The sequence below is a fragment of the Chryseobacterium sp. L12 genome, from assembly GCF_056133985.1.
The window spans coordinates 1-21,828 of the sequence record NZ_JBVYOF010000028.1 but is presented as its reverse complement, the minus strand read 5'-3'; the positions used below and the strand labels follow the sequence as shown (position 1 = coordinate 21,828).

At 34.6% G+C, this 21,828-nt stretch carries 23 protein-coding genes; 6 read left to right on the top strand and 17 right to left on the bottom strand.

Annotated elements, in window-relative coordinates; translation table 11 throughout:
* Window positions 1–2 precede the first annotated feature (2 nt).
* From AC0NBN_RS14505 to tpx, 4 genes are all read right to left on the bottom strand, one after another.
* On the bottom strand, window positions 3–374 hold the full coding sequence (locus AC0NBN_RS14505; RefSeq protein WP_143883446.1) for a MauE/DoxX family redox-associated membrane protein: 372 nt from the start codon (window positions 372–374) through the stop codon (window positions 3–5).
* A gap of 102 nt (window positions 375–476) precedes the next feature.
* On the bottom strand, window positions 477–1,067 hold the full coding sequence (locus AC0NBN_RS14500) for a Crp/Fnr family transcriptional regulator (RefSeq protein ID WP_160812042.1): 591 nt from the start codon (window positions 1,065–1,067) through the stop codon (window positions 477–479).
* A gap of 153 nt (window positions 1,068–1,220) precedes the next feature.
* Window positions 1,221–2,432 carry a DUF763 domain-containing protein gene (locus tag AC0NBN_RS14495; RefSeq protein ID WP_160812041.1) on the bottom strand — a complete coding sequence of 404 codons (1,212 nt, stop codon included), beginning with the start codon at window positions 2,430–2,432 and terminating at the stop codon, window positions 1,221–1,223.
* 69 nt (window positions 2,433–2,501) lie between these two features.
* A complete protein-coding gene (gene tpx, locus AC0NBN_RS14490; RefSeq protein ID WP_160812040.1) occupies window positions 2,502–2,999 on the bottom strand; it encodes a thiol peroxidase in 498 nt (165 codons plus the stop codon).
* Window positions 3,000–3,168: 169 nt separating this feature from the next.
* Here tpx and AC0NBN_RS14485 point away from each other — a divergent pair, with 169 nt between their 5' ends.
* Window positions 3,169–5,388: an NADP-dependent isocitrate dehydrogenase gene (locus AC0NBN_RS14485; protein WP_160812039.1), complete on the top strand. Its 2,220-nt coding sequence runs from the start codon at window positions 3,169–3,171 to the stop codon at window positions 5,386–5,388.
* Window positions 5,389–5,463: 75 nt separating this feature from the next.
* Here AC0NBN_RS14485 and AC0NBN_RS14480 read toward each other — a convergent pair whose 3' ends face one another.
* The gene (locus tag AC0NBN_RS14480; RefSeq protein WP_143883441.1) at window positions 5,464–5,805 is read right to left on the bottom strand and encodes a phage holin family protein; all 342 of its coding nucleotides are present in this window, start codon (window positions 5,803–5,805) and stop codon (window positions 5,464–5,466) included.
* A 50-nt stretch (window positions 5,806–5,855) separates the two neighbouring features.
* Window positions 5,856–6,278 carry a PaaI family thioesterase gene (locus AC0NBN_RS14475; protein WP_143883440.1) on the bottom strand — a complete coding sequence of 141 codons (423 nt, stop codon included), beginning with the start codon at window positions 6,276–6,278 and terminating at the stop codon, window positions 5,856–5,858.
* A 77-nt stretch (window positions 6,279–6,355) separates the two neighbouring features.
* Between AC0NBN_RS14475 and AC0NBN_RS14470 the strand changes: the two genes are divergently transcribed.
* On the top strand, window positions 6,356–7,663 hold the full coding sequence (locus tag AC0NBN_RS14470; protein WP_160812038.1) for a DEAD/DEAH box helicase: 1,308 nt from the start codon (window positions 6,356–6,358) through the stop codon (window positions 7,661–7,663).
* A gap of 19 nt (window positions 7,664–7,682) precedes the next feature.
* On the opposite strand, the gene AC0NBN_RS14465 is transcribed toward AC0NBN_RS14470, so the two are convergent.
* The 6 genes from AC0NBN_RS14465 to namA form a co-directional block, all read right to left on the bottom strand.
* Complete coding sequence (locus AC0NBN_RS14465; protein ID WP_160812037.1) at window positions 7,683–8,690, bottom strand: cytochrome c peroxidase; 1,008 nt, start codon at window positions 8,688–8,690, stop codon at window positions 7,683–7,685.
* Between the two features lie 302 nt (window positions 8,691–8,992).
* Entirely contained in the window at window positions 8,993–9,325 is a 333-nt protein-coding gene (locus tag AC0NBN_RS14460; protein ID WP_143883437.1) for a hypothetical protein, read from the bottom strand.
* Between the two features lie 109 nt (window positions 9,326–9,434).
* Window positions 9,435–9,818, bottom strand: a complete 384-nt coding sequence (locus tag AC0NBN_RS14455; protein WP_143883436.1) for a DoxX family protein — start codon at window positions 9,816–9,818, stop codon at window positions 9,435–9,437.
* A gap of 153 nt (window positions 9,819–9,971) precedes the next feature.
* Window positions 9,972–10,304: a CCC motif membrane protein gene (locus tag AC0NBN_RS14450; protein ID WP_143883435.1), complete on the bottom strand. Its 333-nt coding sequence runs from the start codon at window positions 10,302–10,304 to the stop codon at window positions 9,972–9,974.
* A 22-nt stretch (window positions 10,305–10,326) separates the two neighbouring features.
* Window positions 10,327–10,614, bottom strand: a complete 288-nt coding sequence (locus AC0NBN_RS14445; RefSeq protein ID WP_143883434.1) for a DUF2752 domain-containing protein — start codon at window positions 10,612–10,614, stop codon at window positions 10,327–10,329.
* A gap of 26 nt (window positions 10,615–10,640) precedes the next feature.
* Entirely contained in the window at window positions 10,641–11,690 is a 1,050-nt protein-coding gene (gene namA / locus AC0NBN_RS14440; protein WP_160812036.1) for an NADPH dehydrogenase NamA, read from the bottom strand.
* A gap of 106 nt (window positions 11,691–11,796) precedes the next feature.
* Here namA and cdd point away from each other — a divergent pair, with 106 nt between their 5' ends.
* Window positions 11,797–12,279 carry a cytidine deaminase gene (gene cdd / locus AC0NBN_RS14435; RefSeq protein ID WP_160812035.1) on the top strand — a complete coding sequence of 161 codons (483 nt, stop codon included), beginning with the start codon at window positions 11,797–11,799 and terminating at the stop codon, window positions 12,277–12,279.
* 148 nt (window positions 12,280–12,427) lie between these two features.
* On the opposite strand, the gene AC0NBN_RS14430 is transcribed toward cdd, so the two are convergent.
* From AC0NBN_RS14430 to AC0NBN_RS14420, 3 genes are all read right to left on the bottom strand, one after another.
* On the bottom strand, window positions 12,428–13,819 hold the full coding sequence (locus AC0NBN_RS14430) for a type III PLP-dependent enzyme domain-containing protein (protein ID WP_160812034.1): 1,392 nt from the start codon (window positions 13,817–13,819) through the stop codon (window positions 12,428–12,430).
* A gap of 105 nt (window positions 13,820–13,924) precedes the next feature.
* Window positions 13,925–14,554, bottom strand: a complete 630-nt coding sequence (locus AC0NBN_RS14425; protein ID WP_143883431.1) for a thiamine diphosphokinase — start codon at window positions 14,552–14,554, stop codon at window positions 13,925–13,927.
* Window positions 14,544–15,113 (bottom strand): cob(I)yrinic acid a,c-diamide adenosyltransferase, encoded by a 570-nt coding sequence (locus AC0NBN_RS14420; RefSeq protein ID WP_143883430.1) that lies wholly within the window; start codon window positions 15,111–15,113, stop codon window positions 14,544–14,546. Before AC0NBN_RS14420 ends, AC0NBN_RS14425 begins: the two co-directional genes overlap by 11 nt.
* A gap of 310 nt (window positions 15,114–15,423) precedes the next feature.
* Here AC0NBN_RS14420 and AC0NBN_RS14415 point away from each other — a divergent pair, with 310 nt between their 5' ends.
* The 3 genes from AC0NBN_RS14415 (at window position 15,424) to AC0NBN_RS14405 (ending at window position 19,227) form a co-directional block, all read left to right on the top strand.
* Entirely contained in the window at window positions 15,424–17,643 is a 2,220-nt protein-coding gene (locus tag AC0NBN_RS14415; RefSeq protein WP_160812033.1) for an ATP-binding protein, read from the top strand.
* A complete protein-coding gene (locus tag AC0NBN_RS14410) occupies window positions 17,633–18,181 on the top strand; it encodes a biliverdin-producing heme oxygenase (RefSeq protein ID WP_160812032.1) in 549 nt (182 codons plus the stop codon). Before AC0NBN_RS14415 ends, AC0NBN_RS14410 begins: the two co-directional genes overlap by 11 nt.
* Before the next feature lie 119 nt (window positions 18,182–18,300).
* Window positions 18,301–19,227, top strand: coding sequence for a malate dehydrogenase (locus AC0NBN_RS14405; protein ID WP_160812031.1), 927 nt, complete (start codon window positions 18,301–18,303; stop codon window positions 19,225–19,227).
* A 114-nt stretch (window positions 19,228–19,341) separates the two neighbouring features.
* Here AC0NBN_RS14405 and kbl read toward each other — a convergent pair whose 3' ends face one another.
* Window positions 19,342–20,538: a glycine C-acetyltransferase gene (kbl, locus tag AC0NBN_RS14400; RefSeq protein ID WP_143883427.1), complete on the bottom strand. Its 1,197-nt coding sequence runs from the start codon at window positions 20,536–20,538 to the stop codon at window positions 19,342–19,344.
* A 120-nt stretch (window positions 20,539–20,658) separates the two neighbouring features.
* Window positions 20,659–21,573 carry a T9SS type A sorting domain-containing protein gene (locus AC0NBN_RS14395; protein ID WP_160812030.1) on the bottom strand — a complete coding sequence of 305 codons (915 nt, stop codon included), beginning with the start codon at window positions 21,571–21,573 and terminating at the stop codon, window positions 20,659–20,661.
* Window positions 21,574–21,828: the final 255 nt, after the last annotated feature.

Here is a 21,828-nt window from a genome sequence, read left to right as displayed (position 1 = left end):
AGTTAATTGATCAGCATTTTAATTTTTTCTTTATTATCAAAAAGAATCCATAGATTAATGATAAAGAAAATTCCTGAAATCATCAATCCTTCAGGCATAAAAGTCGCATTGTGGCAAATAATGCCTACCATTACCGGAAAAACCATAACAGCACCCAATGCTCTTGTTTTAGGAATCAGAATTAGAATTCCGCTGAGCAGTTCTATAAAACCGACTAACGGAATAAGCCAATGGAGAGACATTATTGCTTCATTCACTTTCTGAAGCGCTTCCGGCATTGGCGGAACAGGCATATAATGTAAAAATTTATCTAAGCCGGCATTGATAAACATCAAAGCGAAAATGGCGAATACTATTGTTTTAATTATTTTCATGGTTATATAAATTTTAATTGATAAAAATTATATGATAAACTGTATTTTATTGATTCAAATTTAGAGTTTAATCCAAAAAAACAACTTGCCATAAGACAAGTTTTAATTTTTTGTGGGATGAGAAACCAATTCTTTTCGGATCCTGCTTAATGAGGTATCTGTAATGCCAAGATAAGAGGCGATCTGCTTAAGAGGCGCAAACTGGATGACATGAGGTTTTTGCTCTAAAAGATTAAGATAGCGTTGGGTAGCTGAAAGCGTAAATATTTCAACGGAACGCTGTTTCCCGATGAAAAGCTGCTGCGACATCCATGCCCTTCCCCATTCTCTGAGATTAGGAATTTTATGAAAAAGCTCCTGAAAACTGTCAAAACTAAATTTCCAACATTCACAGTCTGTAATGCAGACAATATTTTCCTGAGTCGGAATCCTCTGAAAAAGTGATGAGACCTCAATAATAATTTCATTTTCTGTAAAAAAGGTGATTGTTACATCATTTCCGTTGAAATCATTTACAAAAGAACGAGCTAAACCTTTCTCCAAAATATAATACTCGTTGGCTGTTTTTCCTTCCTGTAAAATAAAGTCTCCTTTCTGAAAGCTTACTCTTTGATGTGCCTGAAAAATCTCTTCAAGCTCTTCTTCTAAGAAAAACGGGAAATCATAACATATTTCTAAAGCTTTATTACTCACAATTCGTTTTTTGAGTCTTAAAATTAAAATTTTTATTGGAATAGAGCGTGAAATATTTTACCGTCGGATCTAATTTATCGAAAAAACTATAAATTCTACAAAAACATAGATGTTTTTCAATTCAAAATAGAGATAAATTCAGCAAAGGCGTAACTAAAACAGAGAAAGCTGAATAGGTTTTGTGTCGGCAGGTTTTTTAGCATCACCAAAAACGGTTTTTCCTCCGAAACGCCATGAGTTTTGCCTTTCTTCTTCAATTACATCATTAATATCAAAATCCGGAGTGAAATTTTTCTCAGCATCAGAAATTATCTTATGTAAATGATTAACAGACTTTAATTTATCTGAATTTCCCAACTTTGATTTTTCAATTCCTTTTTGTAAAATTGAAATTGTTTCATCATATACATTAATAGGAACCGGGAACGGATGACCATCCTTTCCGCCATGTGCAAGAGAAAATCTCGCCGGATCTCTGAACCTTGAAGGAGCACCATGAATAACTTCACTTACCAAAGCAAGACTTTGTAAAGTTCTGGGACCAACGCCTTTCAACAGCAACAATTCTTCGAAATTTTCGGGCTGATTTTCTCTGGTCATATAAAGAAGTGTTCCCAGTTTTTTCAGATCTACATCCGAAGCACGTACATCGTGATGAGCAGGCAGAATCAGATTTGCAAAATCCTGCATGATTTTCTCTGAGTTGGTGTGCGAAATCTCCAGAATACCTTTGCGGTTTTCCTGAGCTTCACTGGCTGTCAGATTCAGAATATTTCCACGATTGATTCCCTGAATTCCTTTATGAGGCTCTTCAACAAAAGATTCCATATTTTCTGAATGCCAATGATAACGTCTTGCTGTTCTGTCTAAGTCATTCATTCCCTGCTGAACAACCGACCAGCTCCCTTCATCCGACAAAATGAAATTATGAAGATACAGCTGATAACCATCCTGAATTGCTGTGTTATCAACTTTTGCAGAAAGCTTACTTGCTCTAACCAGCTCATTTCCATTGAGTCCGGTTTTGTCTGCAATCACCAACAATTCGTTGGGTGTTTCTTTTGAAAACCTACCTTTACCACCACATATATAAATTCCAAGCTCTTTAGAATGAGGATTGATGCTTCGTTTCAAAGCGCCCATCACAGACGTTGTAATTCCTGAAGAGTGCCAATCCATGCCCATCACCGCACCAAAACTCTGAAACCAAAACGGATCTGCGAGCCTTTTGAGAACTTCGTTTTTTCCGTAATCTGCAAGAATGACTTCTACAATTGAAAGCCCGAGAATCGACATACGCTCATACAGCCAAGGTGGTACTTTGCCGTAGTGAAGAGGTAATGTAGCGGTTCCGGAGCGTTTCACTGTCTAGATTTTTGATTATGGAAATTAAAGCCTTACGAATCTATTCATAAGGCTTTCTATTTTAAGTTTTTATTTTAATGCTGCTAAAGCTGCATCATAATTTGGTTCGTCAGCAATTTCCGAAACCTGCTCAGTATAGACTACTTTATTATTTTCATCCGTCACGATCACGGCACGGCTTAGAAGTCCTTTCATTGGAGAATCGGTGATTGTTACTTCATAATCATCTCCGAAACTGCTTCTGAAATCTGATAATGTTTCTACATTATTCAAACCTTCGGCAGCACAAAATCTTCCTAATGCAAAAGGCAAATCTCTAGAAACATTAATAACTACCGTATTGTCTAATGCAGAAGCCTGCTCATTGAACTTTCTTGCAGAAGATGCGCAAGTAGGCGTATCAATACTTGGGAAAATATTGAATACTTTTTTCTTTCCTTCAAAATTTTCAAGAGTTTTTACATTCAGACCTGCATCTAGTAAAGCAAAATCTCTGATTGTAAAACCAACTTCAGGAAGATTTCCTATAGTATTTACTTCGTTTCCTTTCAGGGTAATTTTTGACATAATTTATTTTTTAAAGTTTTTCAAATTTAGTCATAAAAGAAAATTTTTCCTATGATATAAAGGTTAAATTAATCTTAAATTGGAAAATCTCCTTGATAATTAAATTAAAGAATTTAAAATTTAACTAAATTTGTGAATCTTAAATTTCAAACAATAAACGAACAGTATAATGTCAGAAAAATCAAAAATCTATTACACACTTACGGATGAGGCTCCTATGTTGGCAACACACTCGTTTTTACCGATTGTAAAAGCGTTTACAAAATCTGCAAATATTGAGATTGCCGTTCCTGATATTTCTTTGTCCGGAAGAATCCTTGCTAACTTCCCGGAGTTTTTGAAAGAAGATCAAAAGATTGGTGATGCTTTGGCTGAACTGGGGCAATTGGCTACTCAACCTGATGCAAATATTATCAAGCTACCCAATATATCTGCATCTGCACCTCAGTTAGATGAAGCAATCGCAGAATTGCAGTCCAAAGGTTTTGCGGTTCCCAATTATCCGGCAGAGCCTAAAAATGATGAAGAAAAAGCGATCAAAGCGAAGTACGCTAAAGTTTTAGGAAGTGCTGTAAACCCTGTGTTAAGAGAAGGAAATTCTGACAGACGTGCTCCAAAAGCCGTTAAAAACTATGCAAAAGCAAATCCTCACAGAATGGGCAACTGGGCTTCAGACAGCCAAACAGATGTTGCTCACATGGAAAGCGGTGATTTCTACGGAACAGAAACTTCAACAACAGTAGAAAACGCAACAAAATTTAAAATTGTATTTAAAGGAAATGATGGTTCTGAAACTCAATTAAAAGATTTCGCTGCTCTTCAGGCTGGAGAAGTTATTGATTCTTCCGTAATGAATTTGAATGCTTTGAAAACTTTCGTTGAAAAAGCAATTCAGGAAGCTAAAGACAGAAACGTCTTGTTATCTGCTCATTTGAAAGCAACGATGATGAAAATTTCTGACCCTATTATTTTCGGAGCTATTGTTGAAACTTTCTTCAAAGATGTTTTTGCTAAATATGCGGATACTTTTAAATCTTTAGACATCAATCCAAATAACGGTCTAGCTGACTTATTTGAAAAAATCAAAGGAAATGAGCAGGAAGCTAATATCAAAGGTGATATTGAAGCTGCATTAGCCAACGGTCCAAGAGTAGCGATGGTAAATTCAGATAAAGGAATTACCAACTTCCATGTTCCTTCTGACATTATTGTTGATGCGTCTATGGCTGCATTGGTAAGAGGCGGAGGAAAAATGTGGAATAAAGACGGAAACGAAGAAGATACGGTGTGCATTATTCCGGATCGGTCTTACGCAGGTTTTTATCAGGCTGTAATTGATGATATGAAAGCTCACGGAAAATTGGATCCTACTACAATGGGTTCTGTTCCGAATGTTGGTTTGATGGCTCGAAAGGCTGAAGAATACGGTTCTCACGATAAAACATTTCAGGCATCCGCTGACGGAAGTATTGAGGTTCAGGACGAAAACGGAAATATCCTTCTTTCTCAGAAAGTAGAAAAAGAAGATATTTTCAGAATGTGTCAGACAAAAGACGCTCCAATCCAAGATTGGGTAAAATTAGCGGTTAACAGAGCAAGACTTTCTGATACTCCGGCAATTTTCTGGTTGGATAAAGGAAGAGCGCACGACAGAGAAATGATCAAAAAAGTTGAAAAATATTTAGCTGATCATGATACAAACGGGCTTGATATCAAAATCCTTGATGTAAAAGATGCCATGACCGAAACTTTAAAAAGAGCAAGAGAAGGAAAAGATACGATCTCTGTATCAGGAAATGTTTTAAGAGATTACTTAACAGACCTTTTCCCAATCCTGGAGCTTGGAACTTCTGCAAAAATGCTTTCTATTGTTCCATTAATGAACGGTGGTGGGTTATTCGAAACAGGAGCGGGTGGTTCTGCCCCGAAACACGTTGAACAGTTCATCGAAGAAGGTTATCTGAGATGGGATTCTTTAGGTGAGTTTCTTGCTTTGCAGGCTTCTTTGGAACATTTGGCACAAACTCAGGGAAATACAAAATCACAGGTTTTAGCTGATGCATTAGATGAAGCCAATGCTAAGTTTTTAGCTACAGACAAATCTCCGGCAAGAAAAGTAGGACAGATTGATAACAGAGGTTCTCACTTCTACTTGGCAATGTATTGGGCTGAATCATTAGCAAACCAGACTTCTGATGCTGAATTGGCTAAACAGTTTGCTCCGATTGCAGAGGCAATGAAGGAAAATGAGGACGTAATCAATGCTGAATTGATCGGTGCTCAAGGTAAACCGCAGGAAATTGACGGTTATTATAAGACAGATACATATAAAACTTATGCAGCCATGAGACCAAGTACTGTTCTGAATGAAATCATTGACGGAATTTAATTCCTGTTACATATAAAAAGAAAAGTTCGGCAAAATTGCCGAACTTTTTATTTTTAACTTTGAAGAAAATTACCATTAATCTTTTGAAAACATGGAATTTGCCAGAGAAGTAATAAATGACAAAACAATACTGAATATAAAAGCCCACCAGAATCCGTCAACATTCATGCTGTCTATAAAGTAATCTGCGATAAGAACAATAACGGCATTAATAACCAATGCAAAAAAACCTAATGTAATGATCGTAAGCGGAAGACTGAAAAGGCTCAGAACCGGTTTTACAATAAGATTTAAAATTCCCAGCACAATTGCAAAAATAACTGCCGCTGAAAAGCTCTGAAAGTGAACACCTGGCAAAAGTTTTGTGAGAAAAAATGCAACTATTGCAGTAATAAGCAAACGGATAATCAGATTCATATATTGAAATTTATTTATTAAAATTATAAAAAACTTTTTAATTACGGCGGTTATTTGATTTTCATCATCGTTACCAGAGAAGTAGCCACATGACTTTCATGGTCATTATTATCGTTGACGATATAAATTTCAGTTCTGATCACACTAATTTTAGAACCTCCTTTTACAACATAAGATTTTGAAACCAACGCATCACCAATCGCAGGACGCAGATAATTAACTTTAAGCTCAACCGTCACAACGTAGCAATCTTCTTCGTAATGACTTACTGCTGCATAACCGGAAGAAACATCAACTAAAGAAGCAATCATAGCTCCGTTAAACATTCCTGCCTTTCTGGTCATGAGTTCCATTTTCGGAATTTTAATGGAAATAAAATCGGTTTCAGCTTCCAGTAATTCTGCTTTGTAGAATTTTAAGGTTTCGGAACGGTTGAAACTGTCGGTAATGAGCTTTCTTTTTTCGGGAGACATTTTTAAGGTTTAAGGTTTAGCAAATTTCTTTAAATTTATTCAATTTACAGTAAAAATCTTTCGCTTACCTTTGCAACATGGAATTACAGTCAATTTATCAGAATCTTAAGATTCAGGAGATGAATCAGATGCAGAAATCTGCATTCAAAGCAACAGAAAAAAATACAGACGTTATTTTATTATCTCCGACAGGTTCGGGAAAAACGCTGGCGTTTCTGTTTCCGGTTCTCAGAAATCTTAAAAAAAACATATCTGGAGTTCAGACTTTGATATTGGTTCCTGCAAGAGAACTCGCACTGCAGATTGAGCAGGTTTTTAAAGCAATGGGAACAGATTTCAAAGTTTCCGTCTGCTACGGAGGACACGATAAAAAAATTGAAATCAATAATCTGACTGAAGCTCCTGCTGTACTGATAGGAACGCCGGGAAGAATTAAATACCATCTTCAAAACAGAAACTTTGATGCTTCCACCATTAAATCTTTAGTTCTGGATGAATTTGACAAGGCTTTGGAACTGGGCTTTCAGGAAGATATGGAATATATTATCGGAAATTTAAAAGGTTTATCCCAAAGAATCCTGACTTCTGCTACAGCAATGAACGAAATCCCAAAATTTACAGGACTTCAGAATGAAAAATTGGTTGATTTCCTGAAACTGGGAGAAAACAAACCTGATATTCAGCTGAGAAAAGTAATGACCATTTCAGAAGAGAAACTGGATACTTTATTTCACCTCATCTGCAAAATAGGAAACAAAAGAACGCTTATTTTCTGCAATCACAGAGAAGCTGTTGACCGTATTTCTGAGCTTTTAAAAGATAAAGGCATTGACCGTGAAACTTTTCATGGCGGAATGGAACAGGATGAAAGAGAGCGTGCTCTGCTGAAATTCAGGAACGATTCTGCGAGAGTTTTAATTACAACCGATCTTGCAGCAAGAGGACTGGATGTTCCTGAAGTGGAATCTATTGTTCATTATCAGCTTCCGCCCAAAGAAGATGCTTTTATTCACAGAAACGGAAGAACTGCAAGAATGAATGCCAAAGGTTTTGTATATCTCATTATGACGGAAGAGGAAAATTTTCCTTTCATCAAAAACGATGTTCCGGTTGAAGACGTAAAAGAATTCACCAAAGTTCCGGAAAAAACTCCGTTTCAGACGATATATATCAGCGCAGGAAAAAAAGATAAAGTTAACAAAGTAGATATTGTAGGATTTCTGATGAAAAAAGGTGAGCTCCAAAAAGAAGATGTGGGATTGATCGAAGTAAAAGACACTACTTCTTATGTTGCGGTTTCCAGAAGCAAAGTCAATGCACTACTCAAAAAGCTAAGCTCTGAAAGACTGAAAAATAAAAAGGTAAAAATGGAGATCGCTTACTGATTATCTTTAACTGATGTATCTATTTTTTCTGATATGCAGGATTAGAAATAAATGCAGAATCATTCAAAGCTGACAAAAATTGCAGAAGATCAGCCCTTTGCTTTGCACTAAAAATAATTGGCTTTTGAAGCTGGCTTGCTAAAGTGGGAGATTTTTCAATTCCTTTTTCGTAATGATCCAGAACTTCGTCCAAAGTTTGAAACCTTCCGTCATGCATATAAGGATAAGTAAATGCCAGATTTCTAAGGCTCGGAATTTTAAACATCTGTTTATATTTCGGTTCCATCGTTTTATTCCATCTTCCGTAATCATTAAGTGCGGGATCAATAGGAAGTCCATTATTGGCAAAATCATAGGTTGAAAAAAGCGGCTCTGCATGACATGAGCTGCAATTTGCCTTATAAAGCTCGTAACCATCCTGCTCAGATTGGCTAAACTGGGCTTTTTTCTGCTTTACTTTATCATATTTTGAGCCAGCAGAAACAAACGTGAGCTGAAACTGCGAAAGTGCTTTCATGGCTCGTTCTGCCGTTGCAATGCTGTCACCGAAGCTTCTGTAAAAAAGCGTTTTATATTCTTTTGATTTATTCAGTCTTCTTACTACCGCATTAATGTCTTCTCCCATTTCTTTAGGATGATTGATCGGAGCTAAAGCCTGCACATCAATATTAGTCACCACTCCATCCCACATAAAAGTTTTTTGCCACGCCAGATTAAAGATCGCCGGTGAATTTCGTTCTCCGATTCCTTCTTCAATTCCTTTGCTTAAATGATTTCCTGCGTGGGAAAATGCCTGATTAGAATTGTGACAGGATGAACAGGAAATGGTATTATTCCGGGATAAAATCGGATCATAAAAAAGCTTTCTTCCCAGTTCTACCGTAGAACTCTTGAGCGGATTTTTCCTGAAATTATAAACAGGTTTGGGGAAATATGATGGATACATTAACTTCATATCCTGAATACCATAAAATCCCATCAGTACAAAAAGAAAAATAAAAATAATCGGTTTAAATTTTAAGTTCACGGTTAATAAAGTTTTTAATCTTTAATGGATTTATAGTTTTCTGATGGATTCTGATAATTTTGGAGAGTTTTGATTATTTTTAAAACATTGTCTTCAACAATATAGATCAAAGTATTATGTTTCGTAATTAAAATTTTATGGTCTTTAGTACTTTCGTAATTTTGGAAAACTACATTACCTTCAGTAATAATATCAATAACTTCATCTAATTTTATTAGAAAGTTTCAAAAACGCTGATATTCCATTTTTTGAGAAGGTATTCTTCAATATTTTTTAAATCAGAAAGTGATTCGTCAGAAAAATTAATTTCCATGTTTATAGTTTTCCAAACGTAATCTTGTCATTTTCATTACCTCTTTGTAATCATGAACTCTACCATTTCGAAAATCTTCTTCACTTTTTTTTAGTGATTCAAGAATCTCTTCTTTAGTTTCATTTTTCCAAATGGGCTCAATAGTTTTTGAAATTCTTAAAAGCTCTTCAGGAGTAAATCTTTTCTCTTTTAGCTTTTTAAAAAATGTTGGTTTTTTAATTCCTGATTTTTCAATGATATAAGACATTTTAAAAGGAGATTTTTTTAAAATCTCATCTATATTATTTTGTATTTCAATAAATTTTTCAATTTCAGCTATCATAATCTTATTTATTTTAATGTCTAATACTGATACAAATATAATCAATATTATATATCAATCATAAAAAAACCTGTTGTAAAACAGGTCAATATATTAAAACATTAATTGATTAATCCGTAGATTTAACCGCCCAAAGCAAAAGAAGTGGCTGCATAAAAAGTCTGGCTAATCTTTTGTTATCAGAATCAAGTCCGAAAGCATCTCTTCTTTCTTTGTATTGGGTATAGTTTCCCGGAAAAACAGCGGTGAATAATCCTGCGGCAAGTTTTCCTACAAAAGATTCATATTTTTTGGGTGCTGCAATAATGGCGGTTCCCATCGCAATTTCTACAATTCCCGAATAAACAACAGTATCATCTTTTTCGAGCGGAACCCATTCCGGAACTTGCGCCTGGAACTCTTTTCTTGCAAAGGTCAGATGTCCGATTCCTGCGGTAATCAACATTGCTCCTAATCCGTATTTCGCGATTGTTTTAATAGTGTCTGAATTCATAAAATAATTTTTTGATAAAAAGCCAATAATTATTCCAAAAAGAAAAACAAGTATAAATTCAATGTATTAACAACTAAATAAAATGGCTGATTACTCAAAAAAAATGGCTGCTTTATTTAGAATAAAACAGCCATTATATCTATCTATAATATCTTATTGCCCTAAAAGCTCTCTCATTTTTTCCTGCATCAATTCCTGATCAGAAATTGCTTCAAGACCAAACACCGCAATGAAAATGATATTAATTACTAAGTAAAGAGCACTTAATATCAAACCGATGATACATAAGATTCTACCCGTATTCAGATTGCTGTAATCAGAATAAAGAGACGGATTGGCATTGTAAAGTGCAATATCTTTCTTGTAAAGCACAAGTCCTACAATACCTGCAATAAGCCCTAAAACTCCGTAACAGCAGCACCCCACAATGGAAACAATTCCTAAAACAAGAACAGCTGTAGCATTGGGTAATTTTTGTTGATTCATAATATAATTTTTAATGTTTAGTTTAAAAAGCTGAAAAATGTTTATAAAAATAAGAAAAAACCATAATGACTGCATTAATTATGGCTAAAAATATCAATATCTGACCGTAATTTCTTTTCTTGTCTAAAAAATTGAGTATTACAAAGCCAAAAAACATCAGAAGAGTGTACACCGCAGGATACATCTGAAATGCTTCTGAGAACTTCCCCTGAAATACCAAAACAATTGCCCTCTGCGTTCCACAGCCAAAACATTCTATTCCCAAAAACTTTTTGCTGGGACACGGAAGCATAAAATCTTCTATGTGCATCGTCTGTTAATTATTATTTCACAAATCTAAGAAATTTTTGCTCTCAAATACTGATGAGGAAAAAAACAATCTTCTTTCATTTCAAATGAGCCTTGAACAGCAAGATAAGGATTTCTTAGGATCTCTCTTGCTACAAAAATAAGATCTGCCTCACCATTCTGAAGAATTTCTTCTGCCTGCTGACTTGTAGTGATCAATCCTACTGCTCCTGTCTGTACATTTGCCTGATTTTTTACTGCTGAAGAAAAAGGCACCTGATAACCGTCAAATACAGAGATTTTAGCTCCGTGGATATTTCCTCCGCTGGAAACATCTATCAAATCTACTCCATGATTCTTTAAAACCTGCGCAAGTTTCACGCTGTCATCAATATTCCAGCCATTTTCGGCATATTCTGTACCCGAAATCCTTACAAAAAGCGCAACATTTTCATTTAACTCTTCGTTCACGGCATCCACAATTTCAATCAGAAATCTGATTCTGTTTTCAAAACTCCCGCCATATTCATCATTTCTGATATTGGATAATGGTGATAAAAACTGATGTATAAGATAGCCGTGCGCACCATGAATTTCAATCACATCAAATCCTGCTTTTACAGATCTTCTTGCAGCTTCTTTAAAATTTTGAACTTGTTCTTTTATTTCTTCAAGAGTCAATACATGAGGTACCCTTTCTCCTTGCTGATAAGGAATTGCACTCGGAGCTAGAGTTTCCCAGCCATCTTCCAATGAAGTCTGAACATTGTTCCACGTTGAAGCCTTTCTTCCCGCATGAGCGAGTTGAATACCTATTTTACTATCTGAATGCTGATGTACAAATTGTACAATTTTTTTTAATTCTTCAGCCTGTTCGTCATTCCAGATTCCCATGCAGTGGTTCGTAATCCTTCCTTTCGGTTCTACACCAGCTGCTTCAACGATCAAAAGTCCTGTTCCGCCTTGAGCCCTGCTGCCGTAGTGTACAAAATGAAAATCATTTGCAAGTCCGTTTTCACAAGAATACATACACATAGGGGACATTACCCATCGGTTTTTAAGTTCTACATTTCTGAATTTTATTGGAGAATATAACATTAAGCTTAATTTTTAATGCACTAAAAATACAAAAAATAGATTGAGAAAGGTTTATTGCCCAAGTCATTAAAATAGTTTACATTTACGCCCCCTTTTTAAATACATTATGGAAAAAAACATAGCAATAAAGTACAATCATTTTAAAAGCAAAACTGAACTGACAGAAACAGAACAAAAACTTTTCGAGCAGGCAAAAATCGCACGAAAAAATGCTTACGCTCCCTATTCTGAGTTTTTTGTCGGTTGTGCAGTTCTTTTGGAGAATGGTGAGATTTTTTCCGGCAACAATCAGGAAAATGCAGCTTTTCCTTCCGGGTTATGTGCAGAACGAACAGCACTTTTCTGGATTGGAGCAAATTATCCGGATCAAAAAATTAAGAAAATATTTATTGTGGGCGGACCGAAAGAATTTTCAGAAAAAAATCCACCGATTCCTCCCTGTGGTGCCTGCAGACAGAGTATTATGGAATATGAAACCAAACAAAATGAAAATATTGAACTGTATTTTGCGAATCTGAATGATGATATCATCAAAGTTTCATCTATAAAAGATTTGCTTCCGTTTTATTTTGATTCTACTTTTTTATAAACTGCAGCTTTGCAAAAGACATTACTTAGGATAGAAAATCCTTTTTAAAGTATTATTCATAAACAGCCTAAACCTGATAATTTAATTTTATTGATGATAAAGGCTGTTTATAAATTCCTTTTAGAAACTATGTAGTTGAGAAGATTGTTTAATATCCCAATAATTTTAAAACATCTTCCGGCTCCTGTTTTTCTCTGAAAATTTCATACTGAAACTCACCGTTTTCATCTTTCTGGATCAGAATATGTCTTGGCTGTGGCATCAGACAATGATGCACACCTCCATAACCTCCTATCGTTTCCTGATAAGCTCCGGTATGGAAAAAGCCAATATAAAGAGGTTTAGTATCGCTGAAAACAGGAAGGTAAATAGCATTGGTATGCTGCTCAGAATTATAATAATCGTCTGAATCACAAGTTAATCCACCGAGAAAAACCCTTTCATAAGAATCTTCCCAACGATTTAAAGGAAGCATGATAAAGTGTCTCGAAATTGCCCATGTATCGGGAAGTGTAGTCATGAAAGAAGAATCAATCATGTTCCATTTTTCTCTGTCATTCTGGCGTTTCTGAGAAATAATTTTGTATAAATTAGCACCACTCTCTCCTACCGTAAAACTTCCGAATTCTGTATAAATATTAGGTTCTTCCACTCCTTCCTCTTCGCAGAATTTTTTGATCTGGGAAGCAATTTCTTCCACCATATACTGGTAGTCATAATCAAAGTTGAGAGAAGTTTTGATTGGAAAACCACCTCCGATATTCAGAGAATTGACTTCCGGTGCAATTTTCTTCAGACGCGCATATACACGAAGACACTTATATAATTCGTTCCAATAATAAGCTGTATCTTTTATCCCGGTGTTGATGAAAAAGTGAAGCATTTTCAGTCTTGCATTAGGATGCTCCGCAATTTTCTGGCTATAGTACGGGATAATGTCTTTATATCCTATTCCTAATCTGGAAGTATAAAATTCAAATTTCGGTTCTTCCTCAGAAGCTATCCTGATTCCGATATCAAAAGTACTATCAATACTTTCCGTAAGTTTATCAAGCTCACGGTAATTGTCAAGAATCGGGGTAATATTTTCAAAACCGCTGTTGATCATGTCTGAAATTTTCGCCAGATAATCATCCGTTTTGAAACCATTGCAGATTACTTCAATATCTTTAGAAACCTTTCCTTCATTATAAAGCGACTTTACAATATCCATATCATAAGCCGATGAAGTTTCTATAGAAATATCATTTTTTAACGCTTCTTCAATTACAAACTTGAAGTGGCTGGATTTGGTACAATAGCAGTATCTGTATTCTTTCTTATAATCAATTTTCTCGAAAGCTTCTTTAAACCAGCCTTTTGCTTTCTGGATATTCTGAGAAATTTTCGGGAGGTAACTTACCTTTAGAGGCGTTCCAAACTTTTCAACGACATCCATCAGCGGAATATCATGAAACAACAAATTGTTCTCAGAAACATTAAATTCTTCCGTTGGAAAATATAAGGTCTGATCAATAAGTTCCGAGTATTTTATCTTCATTTTTGAACGAGTAAATTAAGAATGCAAAATTGCTAAAAAAGTTTGGTTTTTGGGTTTTAAATTCTATTAAAATTTTCAAAAAATAAAATACTGTAATTGCAGCATCTACACATACTTTTTTCCTATAAAAACAAGCAGGTTTCCTTTTTCATAATTAATGCTCACCTCATTCTCTACCGCAAAATTACGGTTTCCGATTTTTGAGGTCATGCTCAGGTTTTCGTTATCTAAAACCCAGTTAAGTCCGGACGTAGAAATCTTTTCAACATAGGGAAAAGGGTAAAGAGATATCATTTTATCTTTTACATTTTCCAACACAAAATTATCGGGAATAAAAAAATATTCAGAAAACTCGTCGTAAAACTTTATGTTTAAATTTTCTTTAAAAGAAAAAGCAACTGTGAGATTTCCCAAAAAATGATCCTGCTCACCGCCGCTTCCGCCCAAAACATCAATATTTTTAAAGCCTTTTTCTGAAATAATTTCTAAAGCCTTCTGAAAATCTGTTTTGTTCTGATCGGGAGTATAAATAAATTTATCTTCATATACATTTTCGTCTGCTCCGGAATGCGAGTCAAAATCACCGGAGATAAAGTCTAGCTCGTCTAAAGGAAAACCTAATCGCTTCAAATAATGAAAAGCCCCGTCTGTACAGGCGATAAAAGAATAGTCCTCTAAATCCGGAAGAGATTTGGGAGCTTCTCCGTTAATGAAAAGTAATGCTTTATCTTTCATTCGGATTCCAGTATTCTTCCGGTTCGTTGTTTAATTTTGATATATATCTCGCCAAAACAAAAAGATAATCTGAAAGACGATTTAGATACTTAATCAATTCAGGACGTACTTCTTCAGACTCATTTAAGAAAACTAAAGACCGCTCCGCTCTTCTGCAAATCGTTCGTGCTGCATGCAAAAAAGTTGCAGATTTACCGCCTCCCGGAAGAATAAAATACTGTAGAGGTTCAAGCTTATCATCAAAAACATCCATCCAGTTTTCAAGTTCTTCTATTTCTTTATCCGAAATAACAAGTGTCAGCCTTGATTTTCCATTTGCCAAAAAAAGTTTATCAACGGGCGTTGCGGCTTCAGAGCCCACAGTAAATAGATCAAACTGAATTTTTTTAAGCTGCTTCAAAACCTCCTCATCGTCAATATGACTCTTGGCAATTCCTATAAAAGAATTGAGTTCATCAATAGTACCATAACTTTCCACTCTTGCACTGGCTTTGGAAACTCTTGTTCCTCCGTACAAAGCTGTTTCGCCTTTATCTCCTGTTTTAGTATAAATTTTCATTTTAAATTTGATTTATTTTTCTTAAAAAAATGTTTTGAAAAATTTTAGACTAAAATAGCCTTTTATGATATTGCAGGCAAATATTGTAGCTTTTAAATATTTTTAATGAATTATTAAGAGCATTCTTTTATCTATTTTTATAAATAATTAACTTTGATAAAAGAATATGTATAATAAATCTAATTCAACCACCAAAAATATATTTATAAATTTTAATTTTTGTTAATTATTATTAAAGATCTAATATTACATACTATCCATATGTCATTTTGCATAATATTTTTTTATCTTTGGTAATTATTATATTAATATGAATTTTGTGGAATGCCACGATGAACCCATACATACACCGGGTTACATCCAAAGTTTTGGTTATCTGATTGGCGTTGACACAGCTTATCATACCATTTCTTTTTTTAGCGAAAATATTAAAGATGTTTTCAAAATTGAAAACACATCTTCTCTCTTAGGTAAAAAAATTTCAGATTTCCCTGAAACTTTTCAGACAGTTTTGGCATCAGATATATTTGAAAATGCAGATTTTCTTTCAAGAAGAGAAAACGAAACTTATTTTGACAAAATTACCATTAATGAGAAAATTTATCATTTTTCTGTATTCAGATCCAATCAATATATATTTTTAGAGTTCGAAGCGGTTATTGAAAACAGAAATAAAAGAATTACCAGCAAATATGATAATTTTTATATAATTGACACTGAACAGGAAATCTGGGATCAGCTTCTTACAACCATCTCGAAGATCATAAATTATGACAGGATGATGGTTTATCAGTTTATGGAAGACGGTTCCGGAAGAGTTGTTGCTGAAAAAAACAACGGCAACCTCGAAAGTTATCTGGGGCTGAATTATCCCGAATATGACATCCCTAGACAAGCCAGAGAATTGTACAAAAAAAAGAGAAAAAGAATTTTTTCTAATGTCTATTCCGAACCAGTAAAAATATTAAGCCATACCAAAAAAGATATTGATCTTACTTTCGCCGCAACAAGAGCCATGGCACCTATTCATGGGCAATATATCAAAAATTCAGGATCTTCATCCAGTTTTAGCATTTCTATTATTATAGAAGATCAGCTTTGGGGATTGGTAACCTGCCAAAACAAAGATCCAAAACATATTGATCTTGAAGATCGAGTGCAGGCCGGGATTTTTACCGTTTTAGCTTCTAATGCCTATTCTTCTTTTAAATCTAAAAGAGAATTGGAATACAGGATTAATTTAAACGAAAAATTAAACTTTCTTAAATCTGAATTTTTGAAGCACGGAACTTTGTTTGAAGCTCTTGATGCCAACAAAGCAGAGCTAAGAAAAATCCCTAAAGCAGACGGACTCGCTATTGTTTCGGATCAGGATATGGTACTTGAAGGAATTACTCCTGATAAGAAAAAAATATTCTCAATTATTGAATGGGCTTACAAAAATACCACAGATAATATTTTCAGCAGCAACAGTTTTCTGAAGAATCACGGAGAAGAGCTAGGATTAGATTATAAAACAGCAGGTATCATTATTTATTTTGTAGAAAGAACAAAACGCGAAATGATGATCTGGTTCAGAAAAGAATTTGATGAACATATTAACTGGGCAGGAAATCCAAAGAAAGAAATTGATGTTTTTCTGGATAACGGTATAGAAAAACATACCGTTTCACCAAGAAAATCTTTTGAAGTATTTACTGAAAACATTAAAGGAAGCTCCAAAAAATGGAGTTCCAACAACATTATTTCTGTTAGTCTGATCAGGGACGTAATTCTGGAGACTTCGCACAAGCAATACATTACCATAAAAAAACTTAACGATCAGCTCAAAAGGGTAAACGAAGAACTCGACAGTTTTTCGTACACCATTTCGCATGATCTGGGAACTCCGCTTACTGTAATGAAACTTAATGCACAGATGCTTTTAAAATCTCTTGGCGAAACTGCCGAGAAAAACAAAATCAATTCGATCATAGAAGAAATTGACAGTATGGCGGAAATGATGCAGAATGTCCTTCAGCTAAGCCGAGCAAAACATATTGAGATTAAGCTGGAAACAATTGAGACGAATGCTACCATTCAAAAAATAACCGAAAACGCCAAAATCACTTTTGGTAGTCCGAAGAGTCTGATCGTTATAAAAGAATGTCCTGAAGTTCTCGCAGATAAAACCATGCTGCATCAGGTATTTTTAAATATTATTAACAATGCAATAAAATATTCATCAAATCAGGAAAAGCCGGTCGTACAGATTGAAGGAACTGATGAAGGTGATAAAATTATCTACCGGATAAAAGATAACGGAATCGGAATACCTGAAGAAAACAAACACAAAATGTTTAAGATTTTCAACAGGATGGATAATGCCAAACAATTTAAAGGAAATGGTGTAGGATTATCTATCGTGCACAGAATCATGATGAGACTGGGAGGAAGTGTTGATTATGAAAGCAATAAAAACGGAACCTGTTTTATACTTACTTTTCAAAAACCTTCCATCATCAAAAACGAAGTTAATAATGCTCTCTGAATATCTTAAACAAAATACAGCCGAATATCACGATACCGCCGAAAAACTTTTTCAATCACATAAAATATTCAGTAAAACTTTCACCTTAGAAGATTACAAGAAAATCATTTATAACAATTACCTGATGCTTCTTCATAGTGAAGAGAAAATCTTTAATCTTTTAAATGAAAAATACAGCGAAAAGCTTCAGCTGGAAAACAGAAAAAAATTTCATCTTATCGAAAAGGATTTTTCATCACTTCAGCTGAAAAATGATTCAACATTTTCGTTTGATATTTCTAATGAATCTGAAGCTTTGGGAGCTCTATATGTGATTGAAGGATCTACTTTGGGTGGAAATGTTATTGCTAAACAGCTTTCTAAGACTGAAGGATTTGAAGATATAAGCTTTTATTTTTTTGGATGTTATCAGGAAAAGACCGGAACGATGTGGAAAAGCTTTAAAGAAGTTCTGGATAATCAGATAAAAGAAGAAAACCATGATAAGGTCTTGTCCGGAGCAAAGAAAATGTATGAATTTCTTATCAACATCGGTTAGATCTTAAATAAAAATTAAAATTCCTGAAAAATTGCTCAATTTTTCGGGAATTTGTACATTTGGGAAGTTCAAATAAAAAGAAAGACTAAACAAAAATAAATAATTAAAAAGTACACATTATGAAAGTAACTGTAGTAGGTGCAGGCGCGGTAGGAGCAAGTTGTGCAGAATACATCGCAATGAAAGACTTCTGTTCAGAGGTAGTTTTAGTAGACATTAAAGAAGGTTTCGCAGAAGGAAAAGCAATGGATTTGATGCAGACTGCATCTTTGAACGGATTTGATACAAAAATTACAGGTACAACAGGAGACTACAGCAAAACAGCAGGTTCTCATGTAGCAGTAATCACTTCTGGTATCCCAAGAAAACCGGGAATGACAAGAGAAGAATTAATTGGTATCAACGCAGGAATTGTAAAAGAAGTTACTGAAAACTTAGTAAAAAATTCTCCTGAAGTAATCATTATTGTGGTATCTAACCCAATGGATACTATGACTTATCTTGTACACAAAACTTCCGGTCTTCCTAAGCATAAGATCATTGGTATGGGTGGTGCATTAGATTCTGCCAGATTCAAATACAGATTGGCAGAAGCTCTTGAAGCTCCGATTTCTGATGTAGACGGGATGGTAATCGCTGCTCACAGTGATACAGGAATGTTACCATTATTAAGCAAAGCTACAAGAAATGGTGTTCCGGTAACAGAATTTCTTGATGATGAAAAGCAGAAATATGTTATTGAAGAAACTAAAGTAGGCGGGGCTACTTTAACAAAACTTCTAGGCACTTCTGCATGGTATGCGCCAGGTGCAGCAGTTTCTGTAATGGTTCAGGCAATTGCTTGTGATCAGAAAAAAATGATCCCTTGCTCACTGATGCTTGACGGAGAATACGGAGAAAGCGATATCTGCCTTGGAGTTCCGGCAATCATCGGTGCAAACGGAGTAGAAAAAATCGTAGACATTACTTTAACAGAAGAAGAAAAAGCGAAGTTTGCTGAAGCTGCAAAAGCGGTAAGAGAAGTAAACGGAGATTTGAAATTCTAGTTTAAAAAATATTACAATATAAATAAAGCCAAAGCTGAATTTCAGCTTTGGCTTTATTGTTTCAATATAATCTTTGATATTATTATTCTCAAATATTAAATACGCTGCAATTTGTTATGAAATGACACCCAATTCTTTACCCACTTTCTCAAAAGCTGCTATTGCTTTATCAAGATGCTCTCTTGTATGAGCCGCTGAAAGCTGAACTCTGATTCTTGCCTTTCCTTTCGGAACAACAGGGTAAAAGAATCCGATAACATAAATACCTTCATCCATCAGTTTTTCTGCCATTTTTTGCGATAAAGGAGCATCGTAAAGCATTACAGGAACAATAGCTGCATCACCATCAGGAATATCAAAACCTTTTGCTTTCATTTCTGTTCTGAAATATTCTGCATTCTCCATCACTTTGTCTCTAAGGCTTGTATCATCGGAAATCATATCCAAAACCTTCATTGCTGCACCAACTATTCCCGGAGCCAGAGAATTTGAAAAAAGATAAGGTCTGGAACGCTGTCTAAGCATATCAATGATTTCTTTTTTACCAGAAGTAAATCCGCCTAAAGCACCTCCCAAAGCTTTTCCTAAAGTAGAGGTAATAATATCTACCCTGCCCATTACTTCATTAGCTTCATGAGTTCCACGCCCTGTTTTCCCTATGAAACCTGTAGCGTGAGAATCATCTACCATTACCAAAGCATCATATTTATCTGCTAAATCACACACTCCTTTCAGATCAGCAACAATTCCGTCCATAGAAAAAACGCCGTCCGTAACAATAATTTTAAATCTGTGATTTTTCTCAGAAGCTGCAATGAGCTGCGCTTCCAGATCTTCCATATTGTTGTTTTTATAACGGTATCTTGCCGCTTTGCAAAGACGAACTCCGTCAATAATTGAAGCATGATTCAGTTCATCTGAAATAATCGCATCTTCTTCGGTAAATAAAGGTTCAAATACACCACCATTAGCATCAAAACAAGCAGCATATAAAATAGTATCTTCCAAACCAAGAAAAGTAGAAATTTTCTCTTCAAGCTGCTTATGAATATCCTGAGTTCCGCAAATAAAACGTACAGAAGACATCCCGTAACCATGAGAAGCAATCATATCCTGTGAAGCCTTCATTACTTCCGGATGATTAGAAAGTCCCAAATAATTATTGGCACAAAAGTTCAGCAGTTTTTTTCCATTAGCTTCAATTTCGGCACTTTGCTGAGATGTGATGATTCTTTCTCTTTTATAAAGACCGTCATTCTCAATATTTTTCAACTCGTTCTGTAGGTTTTCTAGATATTTTCCGGAAATCATATAATAAAATTTTATTGGTGCTAATTTAATAAAAAGCCTTCAAACAAATTGTTTAAAAATTATTTTATCAGAATTAAAACTATGAGCTTTTAAAAGACAGCTGATTACAGTTTCTCAATATTATTTCTTAATGATTTTTTTAGTAAATTCAGACGTTTTGGTTTTTACTTTCACCAGATACATTCCTGATGCAAAATCTGAAACATCAATAATTTTACCGTTCGAAATTCCATTTTCAGCGTAATTTCTCATCATTTTCCCCTGACCATCATAAATGGCAATCGTTTCAATTTTACTCTCGGTTTCAATGCTTATTTTTTCTGTAGCCGGATTAGGAAAAACATTAACTCTTTCTTTCTTTGAACTATCCTGAGTAGAAAGAACGGAAAGATTATTAATACTGATATTATCTACCCTGAAACCTGTACCATAATCATCGTAAATAAAATCTATAATCTGTGAATTCTTATATGTTCCCAGTGCGCCGGTATAAATTTGAGTTCCATTAGCAAAATATTGTAATGTATTGTCAGATTTTTTAATAACCATTTTCAGATTATGCCATTGATTAGGTGCCAAAACAGGACCTGCCACAAATGCGGTTGACGTTCTGTAACTTAATGCTCCTGTCAGATAACTGATTTTAAAGGCTGCGGTATAATAATAATTTGTACCATCATTATACACTGCCATTTCATAATCAGATCCGTCAAGACCACTAAAACGATAATCAAAAGAAATTTCAATATCATTGCTGGTTACTAAAGAAGCGATGTTTTTTTCCATTCCGCAGAAATCAAGTACATCTTCGTTACTGATTACATTCAGAGAATTTACCCCGTGCGTTGCATTATTATTAACGATCTGTGCATTTGCAGGCGGTATTCCACCCCAATAAGTCCAGCCTTGTTGACTGCCAAGATTTCCTACAGTATATCCTTCTGAGGTCTCAAAAGAAATTCTGTTGATCTGTGCGTTGTATAAAGATGAGCTCAGCAGAAAAACTGCATTTAGAAAAAGTAATTTTTTTTTCATAAAAATCATTTTTAAAATTAAAATATTGTGAATAGGTTAAATAAAGCTAAATACCACATTAATTAATAGCAATAAATAAATATTTATAAATATAATTAAATTTATTAAGACATTTAAAACAAATACATTAAAATTAATTTTGAATATCCGCAATTAATAATAATCCTGTCATATTAGCAATAACGAACCTTTCAAAGAATCTGTCTTCAAACTATCTACGGTTTAGTTTGTAAATCAATTCATAATATACAAATT